At 74.8% G+C, this 14,793-nt stretch carries 8 protein-coding genes; all 8 read left to right on the top strand.

What is annotated here, in order from left to right; genetic code table 11:
• Positions 1–15: 15 nt before the first annotated feature.
• The gene (locus tag ACWDAS_RS27125; protein ID WP_450395830.1) at positions 16–2,265 is read left to right on the top strand and encodes a TOMM precursor leader peptide-binding protein; all 2,250 of its coding nucleotides are present in this window, start codon (positions 16–18) and stop codon (positions 2,263–2,265) included.
• Positions 2,255–4,183: a TOMM precursor leader peptide-binding protein gene (locus ACWDAS_RS27120; RefSeq protein ID WP_450395828.1), complete on the top strand. Its 1,929-nt coding sequence runs from the start codon at positions 2,255–2,257 to the stop codon at positions 4,181–4,183. Before ACWDAS_RS27125 ends, ACWDAS_RS27120 begins: the two co-directional genes overlap by 11 nt.
• Positions 4,184–4,234: 51 nt before the next feature.
• Complete coding sequence (locus tag ACWDAS_RS27115; RefSeq protein ID WP_450395825.1) at positions 4,235–5,878, top strand: SagB family peptide dehydrogenase; 1,644 nt, start codon at positions 4,235–4,237, stop codon at positions 5,876–5,878.
• A gap of 56 nt (positions 5,879–5,934) precedes the next feature.
• Positions 5,935–8,637: a lantibiotic dehydratase gene (locus tag ACWDAS_RS27110; RefSeq protein ID WP_450396078.1), complete on the top strand. Its 2,703-nt coding sequence runs from the start codon at positions 5,935–5,937 to the stop codon at positions 8,635–8,637.
• On the top strand, positions 8,634–9,746 hold the full coding sequence (locus ACWDAS_RS27105; protein WP_450395823.1) for a lantibiotic dehydratase C-terminal domain-containing protein: 1,113 nt from the start codon (positions 8,634–8,636) through the stop codon (positions 9,744–9,746). Before ACWDAS_RS27110 ends, ACWDAS_RS27105 begins: the two co-directional genes overlap by 4 nt.
• 1,364 nt (positions 9,747–11,110) lie before the next feature.
• A complete protein-coding gene (locus tag ACWDAS_RS27100) occupies positions 11,111–12,025 on the top strand; it encodes an ABC transporter ATP-binding protein (RefSeq protein ID WP_450396075.1) in 915 nt (304 codons plus the stop codon).
• Between the two features lie 2 nt (positions 12,026–12,027).
• The gene (locus tag ACWDAS_RS27095) at positions 12,028–12,789 is read left to right on the top strand and encodes an ABC transporter permease (RefSeq protein WP_450395820.1); all 762 of its coding nucleotides are present in this window, start codon (positions 12,028–12,030) and stop codon (positions 12,787–12,789) included.
• Positions 12,786–14,711 (top strand): TOMM precursor leader peptide-binding protein, encoded by a 1,926-nt coding sequence (locus tag ACWDAS_RS27090; protein ID WP_450395818.1) that lies wholly within the window; start codon positions 12,786–12,788, stop codon positions 14,709–14,711. The genes ACWDAS_RS27095 and ACWDAS_RS27090 overlap by 4 nt, the downstream gene beginning before the upstream one ends.
• Positions 14,712–14,793: the final 82 nt, after the last annotated feature.

Here is a 14,793-nt window from a genome sequence, read left to right as displayed (position 1 = left end):
GGGAGTAATGACGGCATGACCGCTGCGTACGAGGAAGTCGCGCATTCGTATCCCCGTATCCGTCGTGACGTTCTTTTCACCGAGACACCGGACGGCGTCGTATTCCATAACGCCCACGGTGGATTCAATCTGCGGGGCAGATCGGCCTACCGGTTCGCCTCGCTCGTCGTCCCCCACCTGAACGGGACGAACCGCGTCGAGCAGATCTGCGCGGGCCTGGGCGACCAGCAGCGGGCCATGGTGGGCGAACTGGTCGGCGCCCTGTACGGCAGGGGCTTCGCCCGCGACGTCCTCCCCGGCAGTGACGGCCTCGACGAGCTGGCCCCCGAGGTAGCCGAGCACTTCGCCGCGCAGATCGACTACATCGACCACTACGTCGGTGAGGCGGGGACCCGCTTCCGCCGCTTCCGGGAGATCCGCGTCGCGGTGCTCGGCGACGATCCGGTGGCCCAGTGGTGCGCGCTCAGCCTGGTCCGCAACGGCTGCGCCGCGCTCGCGCTCCCGGCCGCCACCGGTCCCGGCACCGACCCCTTCGGCGAGGCCCTGCGCGAGGTGGCGGGCCTGGACGGCGAAGGCTGCCCCGTGGAGGTCGTCCGATGGGACGTGACGGGCGACGACGGCTGGGACGACCTCGCCGGCTACGACGTGGTCCTGACGACCGGCGCGCCGGGCGCCGCCCTGCGGCTGCTGGAGGCCGGTGTCCCCGAGGGCGTCCGGCTGCTGCCCGCCTGGACCTTCGGCGACCAGGCGGTCGTGGGACCGGTCATGACGGCCGGGACGGCGGGGTGCTGGTCCTGCGCCGCTCTGCGCCTGGGCGCCAACGGCGAGCCTGGCGCGGCCGCCGACCTGTGGAGCGCCGTCCGCCTGGACGACCCGGAGCGGGCCGAGCAGGGGCGGATGTCCGGGCCGCCCGCCGCCATGCTCGGCAACCTGCTGGCGTACGAGGTGTTCCGGCTGGTGACCGGCGTGCTGGCCCCGGAGACCGAGGGCCGTCTCGTCCTGCAGGACCTCGACTCCCTCGACGTCGTCACCGAGCCGCTGCTCCCGCACCCGCGCTGCCCCTTCTGCCGGGAGGACGAGGAGCCGGCCGGCGAAGCCGCCCTCGGCGCGGCGGACCTGACGGACGATCTGCCGGGCGGCCTGCCGGCGACCGCCCCCGGGGCGATGGCGCCCGAGGCGGACGCCGACGAGGCGCTCGCCGCACTCGACGCCCGCGCCGCGCTGACCCACCCCCGCGCCGGGGTGTTCGGCGCGTTCGCCGACGACGCCTGGGAGCAGACCCCGCTCAAGGCGGGGACCGTCCGGCTGGCCGTGGGGCACTCCGGCCCGCGGGAGATCACGGCGTTCGACGTCCATCATGTCGCGGGTGCCCGGCTGCGGGCGCTGTACCGGGCCGCGGAGGTCTACGCCGAGCACGTCGTCCCCCAGCGGGGTGTGGTGGCGGGCGCCGCGCTGGAGGTGGCGCGCGAGAAGTGGCCGCTGCTGGCCCCGGCCGCCCTGGACATCGCATCCGGCACCGGCGCGACCGCGGAGTCGGTGCGTTCCTGGGTCCCGGCCACGTCCCTGGGCGGGGCCCGTACCGCGCTCGTCCCGGCGGCGGCCGTCCGGACGTTCGGCGGCCACAACCTCGACCGGCTCTTCGTGCCGACCTCCGCCGGGTCGGCGGCGGGTCCGTCACCGTCACGGGCCGCGGTGCGCGCCCTGTACTCGGCGGTGGCCTTCCACACGCTGACGCTGGCACTGCGGTCCCGCTGCGCGGCGTCGCCGACGGCCCCGCGGTGGGCCGCTGACGACCCGGAGGTGGTCTTCCTCCTCCGCTCGGCGGCGAACCTCGGCCTGGACGCCGAAGTGCTGGACCTCGGCGGCCCGGGCGGACTCGCACCCGTGATGTTCGCCCGCGCCGAGGACCCGCACACCGGTCGCCCGGCGTGGGCGATCGAAGCCGCGCCGACCCGGCGCCGCGCGGCGGTCGGCGCGCTGCGCGACCTCCTCGGGCAGGTGCAGCTCGGCCGGGACCACGCGCTGACCTCGCCCCTCGACACGGGCGACCCGTTCCTGGGCGACCTCGACCCGATGACCGTCGCCGTCACCGGGGAGACAGCGGACGGGGAACCGGCGGCCGCCGACGGTGCCGAGGTGCTGCGCCGGGTGCGGGACCGCGGTCTCGACGCCCTTGTCGTCACCACCGGTTCCGCCGATCTCCGGTCGGCCGGTGTCCATGTCGCCCGGGTCCTGCTCACGCACGGGGCCGTGGATGCCCTCTGACGTGAGCGTGCGGCCGTCCGGCACCGCAGGCGTCGTGGAGGAGCTGCTGGGCCGCGGCCTGCGCCGCCACCCGGGCGCCGGCCCCCCGCCGCGGGTCACCCTGCTCGGCTTCCGGGACGAGCAGGAGGTCCCCGCCGGGGAGGGACGCCGACATCCCGGCACCCCGGTGCATCTGTACGGGCACCACGCGCTCGTGGGGCCCGGGCCCGGCACGGACGGGACGGCGGCGTGCACGCGCTGTCTGGCGCGGCGCTGGCAGGCCGTACGGCCCGGCATCCTGCGCGACGCCCTCGAACTCGGCTCCGCCACAGGGGCGACGGGCCCGTGGCCGTTCACCACCGCCTTCGCGATGGACGCCGTCGCCGCCCTCGTCGCCGCGGCCGGGCGGCGTTCCGCGGCGGGGGCGGACGGGGGCCGCCACCCCGTCGTCCACCTCCTCGACCTGGAGAGCCTGGAGGTCAACCGGGCCGTGGTCGTGCCCGACGCCGAGTGCCCGGAGTGCGACCGGCGCGTCCCCGACTCCCCCGAGGCCGCGACCATCGCGGTGCGCAGCGTGCCCAAGGCGGACCCCTCGGGGTTCCGCAGCCGGCCGATCGAGGCGTACGACCTGCCGCTGGAGGCGTTCGTCAACCCGGTGACGGGCATGCTCGGGCCCTCGGTCGCGCCGGACCTCACCTCGGCGTCGACCGCCTCCACCGTCGGCGCCTTCACGCTGCGCTCCGGAAGCTACCTGCGGGAGTCCTACTGGGGTGGCCACACGGGCAGTTACGCCCGCAGCGTGCGGGTCGGCGTCCTGGAGGGCATGGAACGGCTCGCCGGGATGCGGGCCCGCGGCAAGCGGACGACCGTTGTGGCCCCGCTGACGGAACTCGGCGACGACGCCATCGACCCGCGCACGTGCGGGGTCTACTCCGACGTCTTCTACCGGGCCCAGCGGGTCGTGCGGCCGTTCGCGCCCGACCGGCCGATCCCGTGGGTGTGGGGGTACTCGCTGCGCGACCGGCGTCCGCTGCTGGTGCCGGAGGTGCTGGCGTACTACCACGCGCCCGGCGGCCTGGAGAACCGCTTCGTGCAGGAGAGCTCCAACGGCTGCGCGTCCGGCGGCAGTCTGGAGGAGGCCGTGCTGTTCGGCCTCATGGAGGCCGTCGAACGGGACGCCTTCCTGATCGCCTGGTACGCGGGCCTGGCCCTGCCGGAGATCGATCCGGCCACCAGCACCCGGGCAGCGACCCGGCACATGGTCGACCGGCTGGCCATGTACGGCTACCGCGCCCGGTTCTTCGACACGCGGATCACCTTCCCCGTCCCCGTCGTGACGGCCGTCGCGGAACGCGTCGACGGCGGCACGGGGGCGCTGTGCTTCGGCGCCGGGGCCGCCTGGGACCCGGAGGCCGCGCTCGCCGCGGGCCTGTCGGAGATCGCCACCGACGCGGTCAAGCTGCGGCGCCGCACCGAGCGGGACCACGACCGGCTGGCCGCCATGGCCGCGGACTTCGGCACGGTCCATGTGCTCCACGACCACCCGCTGATGTACGGGCTGCCGGAGATGGCACGGCACGCCGCCTTCCTGCTGGACGGGCGCGGGCGGCCGGGGACGCCGCCGCTGGCCGTGGCCGACCTGCGGACCGGCCGCCCGCCGGCCGCCGACCTGCGCGAGGACCTCGACGCCGCAGTGGCCGCGGTCACCGCGCACGGCTTCGACGTCGTGGTCGTGGACCAGACGATGCCCGAACAGCGCGACGTGGGCCTGCACACGGCCTCCGTCCTCGTGCCCGGGCTGATCCCCATCGACTTCGGCTGGCACCGCCAGCGCGCCCTGCACATGCCCCGGCTCCGCACCGCCCCGCGCGAGGCCGGATTCGCCGACCGCGACCTGCGGACGGCGGAGCTGAACCTCGCCCCGCACCCCTTCCCGTGAACCGCCGCCCGTGCGCAGCGGCAGAACAGCCGCAGACAGAAAGGACCGGACATGGGGCACACCCATGAGTACGCGACCGCGGTGATGCGGCGCGGCAGGGTCGCGATGGAGCCCTCCGACTTCGTACCCGACTGGGTGGACCGGCCCAGGAAGGAGAAGTACTACCCGGGGGCGGAGCGTTTCCCGCTCCCCGACGGGGACTTCCCCGACGACGCCGGGGTCGGCCGCGGACTGTCCGGCCCGCACGGCGACGGCGCGTTCGGCCTGCCGCTGCTGGGCGGCATGCTGCGCGACTCGTACGGGCTGGTCGGCCGCCGTCTGGCGGTGCAGGCCAACACCGACCTGGGCACGCTGCCGATGTACACCCAGGCCAACTGGTCGCGCGGCACGGCCTCCGGCGGCGGGCTGTACCCGGTGGGCGTCCACTGGGTCAGCGGGGCCTCGGGCCCGATGACACCGGGTGTCTACCACTACTCGCCCTCGCACCACGCCGTACGTCGGCTGCTGACCGGGGACGTCTCCGGTGAGGTCCGCGCCGCGGTCGGGGACGCGGAACTGCACCGGGACACCGACCAGTTCCTCGTCCTCGGTGTCAAGTTCTGGCAGAACTCCTTCAAGTACAACAGCTTCAGCTACCACGTGGTGACCATGGACGTCGGGGCGCTGCTGCAGACCTGGCGGATGTGGGCACAGGCCCGCGGGCTGCGGATCGAACCGGTCCTGTGGTTCGACGAGCCGCGGCTGGGCCGGCTGCTGGGCGCGGAGGCCGAGGACGAGGGGGTGTTCGCCGTCGTGCCGCTGCGCTGGGACGGGGCCGTCCCCGCGGCGCCGGCCGGGGCGGGCACGTCCGGAGTCCGCCGTATGGAGCAGGAACGGTCCCGCCGCGTCCTGGCCTTCGAGACGGTGCGGCAGGTGCACCGGGCCACGCTCGACGGCGCGTCGGACCGTCCGGAACCGGGCGCGCTGGACGGGGCGGCGGCCCCGGCGGTGCCGCCGGGCGGTCAGCGGCAGCCGCTGCCGCCGGCCGCGCCGATGGAGCTGAGCGTGCGCCGCGCGCTGCGGGCGCGCCGCAGCAGCTTCGGGCGGTTCACCGGCATCCGCCCGCTGCCGGCGGAGCACCTGGCCGCCGCGCTGAAGGCGGCGGAGGCGGGCGCGGCGCTGGCGACCGACGCCACCCCGGCCGGGAGCCCCCGGCTCGCCTCGATGTACGTCTTCGTCAACCATGTCGAGGGCGTCGCCCAGGGCGTGTACGCGTACGACGCCGAGGCCGCGGAGCTGCGGCTGCTCAGGCACGGCGCGCCGGGCGCGTTCCTGCAGGCCCACTACTTCCTCAACAACTACAACCTGGAGCAGGCCGCCGCGGTGATCGTCCCGGCCGTCCGCACCCACGCCGTACTCGACGCCGCGGGTGACCGGGGCTACCGGCTGGTCAGCGCGGCGATCGGGGCCGCCGCACAGGCGGTCTACACGGCCACCGCGGCCTCGGGGACCGCCTGCGGGGTGGCGCTCGGCTTCGACAGCGTCGCCTTCGCGGAGGAGCTGGGGCTCGGCGGCACGGGGGAACTCCCGCTGCTGCTGATGCTCGTCGGCCACGAACGTCCCCGCCCGGCCGATTTCCGCTACGAGCTCGTGCCGTCCGCGGAGGAACGCGACGCGCGGGCGGGCCGGGCAGGGCAGGAGGGCGAGGCGCGGTGAGCACGTCACTCGAACGACCCGCCGCCCGCCGGGCTGCGGTGCTGTCCCCGCGCTTCATGCTGCGGCTGGCCGGGCTGCCCGTCGAGGCGGCGCAGCGGCTGCGCAGCCCCGACGCCCGCCGGTGGGCCGACCACGTCCTGGCGGAGGAGCGGCGGCTGGCCGAGGCCGGCGCCCGCCTGAGCGACCCGCTCGCCGCGCTGGTCGCGGACAGCGACGACGACCGGATGCGCCGCGAGGTGCTGCGCCTGCGCCGCGCCGTGTTCAACAACCGCCTCCCGCAGGACGCGCCGGGCACCCTCGCGCTCGCCGCCCGCCTCGGGGGCCCGACCGGTGCGGAGCTGCTGGCCTGGCTGCGCGACCGGCAGGCCTGGGAGGAGCAGCGCGCGCGGGGGCAGGCCGTGCTGGCGGCCGCGTTCGGCCAGGGGCGGACGGCGCTGCGCGAGCTGGCGGGTGGCGAGCAGCTGCGCATGGGGCTGCTGCTGGCCTCGCCGACCCTGGAGGGGCAGCTCGACGCCTACATCAGGGGTGACGCGGCCGCCTCCGGCAAACGGGGCCGGAAGATCGAGCGGTCGCTGCTCGCCTATCTGTACCGCACCGCCTGCAAGACTAGCCCTTTCAGTACCTTCACCGGGGTCGCCGTCGGCGAGTTCCGTACCGACGGCGCGCCAGGTGGGGACGTCCGGGTCGCCGAACGGTGGACCGGTCACCCCCGGCTGAACGTCGTGGTGCTGCGGCGGCTCGCCGAGGCCGTCGCCGCGGATCCGGAGCGCCGCGGCGACCTGCTGGTCTCCCTCGCCTCGGGCTGGGAGCTGGACGACGACCGGGTCCGCTTCGTACGGCGCTCGGTGACCGCGGGCGACGACTCGGCACCCGTCAGCTTCGACGCGGCCCGCGACCGGCTGTTCTTCCTGCGCCGCAGCGGCGCGCTGGAGGGCCTGCTCGGCCTGCTGCGGGAACGGCCGCTGCTGCGCCACCGGGACCTGGTGGCGTGGCTGGGCACCGAACGCGGCGCGAGCGCCGAGGAGGCCGAGCGCTACCTGTCGGCGCTCCTGCAGCTCGGCATGGTGCAGCTCAACTCCCTCCACCCGGACGTGCACAGCCATGATCCGCTGCGGGCCTTCCAGCAGGCGCTGCTCGAGGTCGGCCGGCCGTGGGCCACCGGACTCGCCGAGCGGCTGGAGGGGACCGCCGCCGACGTCGCCGCGTACGCCGCCGCGCCGCTGGACCGGCGGCGCGAGCTGCTGACCGGGCTGCGGCGCGATCTGCCCGCCGCCGTGGAGTCCCTGGGCGCCTCAGGGACGACGCTGCCGCAGACCCTGCTGTACGAGGACGCGCGGGCCGCGGCAGGTCCCGTCACCGCCGACCTGCGCCGGTGGAGGGAGCTCGCCGAGGGCCCGCTCCGCTCCCTGGCCCGGCTCCTGCCGGCCTTCGACGTCTCCCTCGCGCAGCGGCTGACCTTCAAGGGCTTCTTCCTGGCGCGCCACGGCCGGGGCGGCCGCTGCGAGGACCTGCTGAAGCTCGTGCACGACTTCCACGAGGACCTGTTCGAGCAGTATCTGCTGTTCACCTCCCGGCGTGGCCCGCACGACAGCCGGGAGGGCCACGCGGCGGAGGAGAACTGGCTCGGCCTCCCCCAGATCACCGCGCTGGACCGGGCCCGCGCGGCCTTCGTCGAGGGCATGCGGGAACGGTGGCGGACCCGGGACGCGGACGCGGCGGAGCTCCGGATCGACGAGGACCTCGTCGACGCGGTCGCCGCCGAACTCGCGCCGATCCCGCCGGGTTTCGCCCCGCAGAGCCACTTCGTGCAGCTCGCCGACCGCGCCGGGGACCCCCTGGTCGTCCTCAACGGGTCCTACGGCGGCCTGTGTTTCCCGTTCACACGCTTCACGCACTGCTTCGACACCCCCGACGACGGCCCCGGACTGTCGGAGCACCTGCTCGCGGCACTGCGCGCCGCGCAGCCGGACGGCGCGGTGTTCGCCGAGATCACCGCGGGTTCGGTGACCACGAACCTCAACCTCCACGGTCGGCTGACGGACCACCAGATCCTGTGCCCCGGCGAGACCGGCTCCGCGCCGCCCGAGGCCCGGATCCATCTGGACGACCTCCTCGTGGAGCACGACCCGGACGAGGACCGCCTGGTGGTGCGCTCGCGGCGGCTCGGCAAGGAGGTGATCCCGCTCTACCTGGGCTATCTCGTGCCGATGGTGCTCCCCGAGATCCCGCGCACCCTGCTGCTGCTCTCCCCGACCTCCAAGACGGCCCTCGACGTGTGGACCGGCGTCCCGGAGGGGCCCGCCGTCGAGGGAGTGACCACCCGGCCGCGGGTCCGGTACGGCTCCGTGGTGCTCAGCCGCCGCCGCTGGACCGCCGGCGCCTCGGCGCTGCCGCGGCGTCCCGCCGGGGAGGACGACGCCGACTGGTTCCTGCGGTGGCAGCGCTGGCGGCGCGGTCACGGGGTACCCGCCCGGGCCTTCGCCACCGTCCTGCCCGCCGAGGGCGCGTCCGGCGGCTGGGCGGGCGGCTCCAAGCCGCACTACGTCGACTTCGACAGCCCGTTGTCGCTGCTGGCCCTGGAGGGCCTGGTGAAGGACCGCGCGGGCCGCGTCGTGCTGGAGGAGATGCTGCCGGCCGAGGACGACCTCCACGTCACCTCGGAGCGGGGCAGGCATGTCGCGGAACTCGCGGTGGAGATCCTCCCCACCGGCCCGGCCCATCCCGTACCCCACGAGGAAGGACATGGTGAGCGGGCATGACCTCACCCGCCCAGACCGGCTCCGCCGCGGCCCCCGGCGGCCCCGCCGCGCCCGGTGACTGGCAGGCCCTGCACGTCTTCTACGCGGCCAGCCCCCGACCGCTCCTCCTGGACTGCGTCAGGCCGCTGGTCGACTCGCTGACCGGGGACGGGCTGCTGTCGGGGTACTTCTTCATCAACTACTGGCTGCAGGGCCCGCACGTGCGGCTGCGGCTGCGGCCCTCGTCGCAGGCGGCGACCGAGGAGGTCCGCGACCGGGCGCTGGAGTCCGTCCAGCGTTTCCTCACCACCCGCCCGGCGCTGTACGAGGTCAAGGCCGGTTTCCTCGCCGACCTCTACAACACCCTGTTCGAGCTCGAGTACCCGCAGGAGCAGCGCGAGAAGCTGCTCGGCCCGGACGGCCGGATGCTGCTGCGGGACAACAACTCGGTGAGCCTCGAGCCGTACGAGCCGGAGTACGGCAAGTACGGCGGCCCGGCCGGCGTCGCCCTGGCCGAGTGGCACTTCCAGCGCTCCAGCGACCTGGTCATCGAGGCGCTGCGCTCGATGAACCTGCACGTCCGCACGGTGCTGCTGGGGACGGCCGCGCAGCTGATGATGGTGATGTCGGCGTCCTTCCTGGCGGACGACGAGGAGCTGGCGCACTTCCTGGAGCGCTACCACGCCTTCTGGGACGGCGCGTTCTCCGAGACCAACTTCACCGCCCGCAAGGGCTACGACCGTGCCTACCAGGACATGGGCGCGGAACTCGGCCGCCGCTTCAGCGCCGTCCGGGCGGCCGTCACGCGCGGCGCGGAGGAGGAACTGCCGGCGTTCCTGCGGGGCTGGGCGCTGCACTGCCGCGAGCTGGCAGGGCGGGTGCGGGCGCTGGCGGCCGACGGCGAGCTGGTGTTCCGGCGCTGGAGCGGGGGCGAGGAGTTCGGCATCACCGACGAGCGGCACGCGCTGGCGATGCTCATGTCCCCGTACATGCACATGACCAACAACCGGCTCTCGGTGACCATCCGGGACGAGGCGTTCCTCGCCTATGTGCTCGCCCGAACCCTCCGCGCGGACGCGGACGCGGACGCGGACCCGGGCGCCGCCGGCGTGCCGGGAGGGACGGGATGACCGCGCCGGGGATGCTCGGGCTGCGTCCGCGGCGGCGTCCCGACCTGCTCGTCGGTCCCGCGGTGCTGCGCGGGGCGGCGGAGGTCCACCCGGTCAAGGACCCGGTCAGCGGACGCCGTTACGAGCTGCGGGCCAAAGAGTTCTTCGTTCTCGACCGGCTCGACGGGGAGCGCACCCTGGCCGAGGTCGGCGACGCGTACGCCCTGCGCTTCGGCACCCGTCTCGGCGACGCCCACTGGCGGCAGCTGCTGACCCTGCTGTACGGGCGCCACCTGCTGGCCGGCGCGGAGGGCACCCCGCCGGGGCCGGCCGGACCGGCACCGGAGCAGCGGGTGCAGGCCGGCCGGTCCACGCTGCTGAACGGGCACACCCGCATGGTGGCCGACGCCGGGGCGCTGATCGAGACCCTGCACCGGCGCACGGCCTTCGCCCGTACCCCGTACTTCCTCGCCGCGGTGCTGCCGGCGTTGATCGCGATGATGATCCATCTGGTCGCCCAATTCGGCACACTGGTACGCGACATGACAGAGCTCACCCACCGTCCCGTGCTGCTGATGGCGGTCGGCGTCGTCCTCTGGGTGAGCCTGGCCCTGCACGAACTGGCACACGGCCTGGTGGGCCGCGCCTTCGGCGGCACCGTCACCGAGATCGGGCTGCGCTGGCGGCTGCCGGTGACCTATCTCTACTGCCGCGTGCAGGACGTGCCGTTCTTCGCCCGGCGCCGCCACCAGGTCGCCACCGCCGCGGCCGGGCCCGTCATGAACATCGTCTTCCTGCTGCCGTTCTGGCCGCTGTGGGCCTGGCTGCCGCGCGAGGACCCCGCCCACCACGCGCTGGGCGGCATGCTGCTGCTGGGCGTCGCCATCGCCCTGGCCAACCTCGTGCCGCTGCCGCCGCTGGACGGCTACAAACTGCTCGGGTACGGCCTGGGCGTGCAGCAACTCGCCGCAGGCAGCCGGGCGTTCCTGGGGGCGGCGGCCGCCGGGCTGATCGGCCGCGGCCCGGGCACCGGCGCGTACCCGGCGCGGTCGCGGGTGGTGTACACCGCGTACGGGCTGCTCGCCGGGGCGCTGTCGACGGGCACCGCCGCGATCCTCCTGCTCTGGGCCTCCCGTTCGCTGGCGGACCGCTACGGCGCCGCGGCGGGCTCGGCCCCGGCGCTCCTCCTGCTGGCCGCCGTCGTGCTGTGGCGGCTGGGCCTGGCGGCACGCGCCAGGCGCCTTCAGCACACCCCGCCGGACGGGAGCCACGACGCGCGGGACACCGCGCGGCCACCCGGAACCGCGCCGGCCGTCCCCGCGGGCCTCCCGCGGGACCGGACCGGCGACGACCATCACCCAGCAAGGGAACCAAGGGAACCAGAGATGACGCCAGTGGAATCGGCCGCCGAGGCCGTGGTGATCGACGACGTCCGCAAGCGCTACGGCGACGTCCAGGCCGTGGACGGGGTGTCGCTCACCGTGCGCCGCAGGGAGTTCTTCGGCATCCTCGGGCCGAACGGCGCGGGGAAGACCACCCTCATCGAGATGGTCGAGGGCCTGCGGCGGGCCGACAGCGGCGCCGTCTCCGTCCTGGGCTCCTCCCCGTGGCCCCGGAACACCGCCCTGCTGCGGCGGCTCGGCGTCCAGACCCAGGCCTCGGCGTTCTTCACCCGGCTCAGCGCGCTGGAGCACCTGCGGACCGTCGCCACCCTCTACGGCCTGGACGCCGACGCCGCCGACCGCGCCCTGGAGCAGGTGGGGCTGGCCGAGCAGCGGAACGCCCGCGTCGACGACCTCTCCGGCGGGCAGCGCCAGCGCCTCGCCATCGCGACCGCCCTCGTCCACGAACCCGAGCTGATCATGCTGGACGAGCCCACCGCCGCCCTCGACCCCGAGGCCCGGCGCTCGCTGTGGAGCCTGCTGCGGAGCCTGAAGAGCGAGGGGCGCACCATCGTCCACACCACGCACCACCTCGACGAGGCCGAGGCCCTGTGCGACCGGGTGGCGATCATGGCGCACGGCCGGGTCATCGCGCTGGACACCCCCGCCAACCTGGTCCGGTCCCTCAAGGCACCCACCCGAGTCCTGGTGCCCGCCGACCGGATCACCGTCGAACGCGCCCTCGCCATCGAGGGCGTGGACCACGCGGAGGCGCAGAACGGCGAGGTCGTCATGGAGACCCGGGTCCCGGGCCAGGTGATCGTCGCCGTGAACGAGATCGCCGGGCCCGACGCGGTGCAGACCCGCACCGCGACCCTGGAGGACGCCTATCTCGCCCTGACCGGATCGGAGCACTGACCGTGAGCGCGTACGCCGCACTGACCCGGGCCAACTACCGTGCCTACGTCAGGGACCAGACCACCGTCTTCTTCACCTTCGCCTTCCCCCTGCTGTTCCTCGTCGTGTTCGGCCTGATCTTCAAGGGGCAGACCGTCCAGGACGGCGGGCCCCCGTACATCAACTACATCGCCCCCGGCGTGCTGTCGTGGGGCGTCGGCAACGCGGCGATGTTCGGCGTGGCCTTCACGATGATGCACTGGCGCCGCGACGACATCCTGCGGCTGATCTGGCGCACCCCCACCTCGCTGCCCTCGGTGCTGGCCTCGCGCTACGCCATCGCCGTCGGCGTGGGGCTGGTGCAGGCCGCGCTGTTCATCGGCGTCGCCCTGCTGCCACTGTTCGGGCTCCACCTGGCCGCGGGCTGGCCGCTGGTCATACCGGTGCTCGTGCTCGGCATCACCACGTTCATGGCGCTGGGCCTGGTCGTCGGCAGCCTGGCCGACACGCCGGAGGCGGTGGCGGCGATCGCCAACTGCCTCATGGTGCCGATGGCCTTCCTGTCAGGATCCTTCTACCCGGGCGATCTGATGCCGGGCTGGCTGCGCGACCTGTCGCTGGCGCTGCCGCTGCGCTACTTCAACGACGGCATCCTCGGTGTGCTGTCGCAGACCCACCACGGCAGCGCCTCCGACCTCGCCGTCGCGTGCGCCGGACTCATCGGCTTCGCGGCCGTGTTCGCGCTCATCGCCGCGAGGACCTTCCGCTGGAGCAACCGCGGATGACCACCGACCTCGCCGCGCCCGCGGCCGCGCCGTCCTCGGCGCTCATGGACGCCGCGGTTCGCCTCCTCGGCGACGCGCTCGCCGCGCGGCACCCCTCGGCACCGCCGCTGGTGGTACCGCTGGGCGCCGCCGACGCCCTCGCCCCGGGCCGCGATCCGCACCACGCCGACCGCCCCGCCGCGACCGTCCACCTCACCTGGGACGCCGTCCTCATCGGCCCCTGGCGCGGCACCGACCCCGCGCAGACGGCCTGCGGCCAGTGCCTGGCCATGCGCCGTCAGCGGCTGCGCACCCGCTCCGAGCGCGAGGCCTGGGAGACCGGCACCGCGACCCGGGCGGCCGGCCAGTGGCCGGCGCTGCCGGAGTACGTCGTCGACGCCGTCTCGTCCCTGTACGAGCACGCCCTGACCAGCGGCGCCGCCGGCCCGCTGCCCCGGGTCACCCGGCTCGACCTTGCCACCCTCCAGGTCGCCTCGGTCCCGCTGCTGGGTGATCCTCTGTGCCCGCACTGCGCGCCGGAGGCCGGGACGGGCACCGCGGAGCCGGTGACGGCGCTGGTCCCGCGGCCCAAGCCGGCCCCGGAGGCGTACCGGCTGCGCTCCCCGCGCTCGTACGCGCTGCCCGCCGACGCGCTCGCCAACCCGGTCTGCGGTGTCCTCGGCGCCACCACCTGGACCGACGTCAAGTCCCCCACGACCGCCCCGGTCGCCGGGAGCGTCTTCATGCGCGGCTACGCGGGCCTGACCGACGTCACCTGGAGCGGCCAGGCCAACTCCTTCCGGGCCAGCCGCGACCTGGCCTTCCTGGAGGGGCTGGAACGCTACGCGGGCACCCACCGGCGGCGCCGCGGGGCCCTGCTGACCGAGGCGTACGACGTCCTCGGCGACCGCGCGCTCGACCCGCGCGAGTGCGGCCTGTACGCGGCGGAGACCTACCGCGACGACCCGATGCTCAGCCCCTTCGAGCCGGACCGCCCCATCCCGTGGGTGCGGGGGTGGTCGCTGCGCGACGAACGGCCGGTGCTCGTCCCGGCCCGCCTCGTCCACTACAGCGCGGGCGTGGCGGCGGACAACTTCGTCTTCGAGTGCTCCAACGGCTGTGCCATCGGCAGTTGCCTGGAGGAGGCGATCCTGTTCGGGCTGCTGGAACTCATCGAGCGGGACTCCTTCCTGCTCGGCTGGTACGGCAACGCCCGGCTGACGGAGATCGACCTCGGCTCCTGCACCCGCGGCGCGACCCGCGCCATGGTCGACCGGGCCGCACTGCAGGGCTACGACGTCCACGTCTTCGACAACCGGGTGGACCTGCCGGTGCCCGTCGCCACCGGGCTCGCGGTGCGCCGCGACGGCGGTCCCGGCACCCTGGCCTTCGCCGCGGGAGCCGCCTTCGACCCGGAGACCGCCGTGGAGTCCGCGGTGGCGGAGATCCTCACCTACATCCCCCACCTGCCCGGCCAGGTCAGCGAGCGTCCCGACGAACTGGCCGCCATGGCACGGGACTTCGGCCTCGTGCGGCGCCTGCCCGACCACGCCGCCCTCTTCGGCCTGCCGGAGATGGCGGAGCACGCGGCGTCCTATCTGCGGCCGGCCGCCGTACGTCCGCTGGGCGAGCTGTACGCGGAGTGGGAGCGGCGGCGGCCGCGCACCGGGGACCTCCTGGACGACGTGCTGCTGTGCCGGGACGTCCTGAGCGGGGCGGGCTTCGACGTGATCGCCGTCGACCAGACCACGCCGGAGCAGGAGCGGATGGGCCTGCGCACCGTCTGCACCCTGGTCCCCGGGCTCCTGCCGATCGACTTCGGCTGGACACGTCAGCGCGCCCTGCACATGCCCCGGCTGCGCACGGCGTTCCGGCGGGCCGGGCTGCGGGGGACCGATCTCGGGGAGGATGAACTGCGCCGCGTCCCGCATCCGTTCCCCTGACCCGTCCGTCGTTCCGGGCCCCCACGGGTCATCGCCCTCCGCGCGGCGGCGCGAGCCGCGGCGCGGAGGGCGATGACCCGGA

The organism is Streptomyces sp. NPDC001070 (assembly GCF_053598835.1).
The sequence above is the reverse complement of the archived record's forward strand: the minus strand, read 5'-3'. Positions and strand labels throughout refer to the sequence as shown.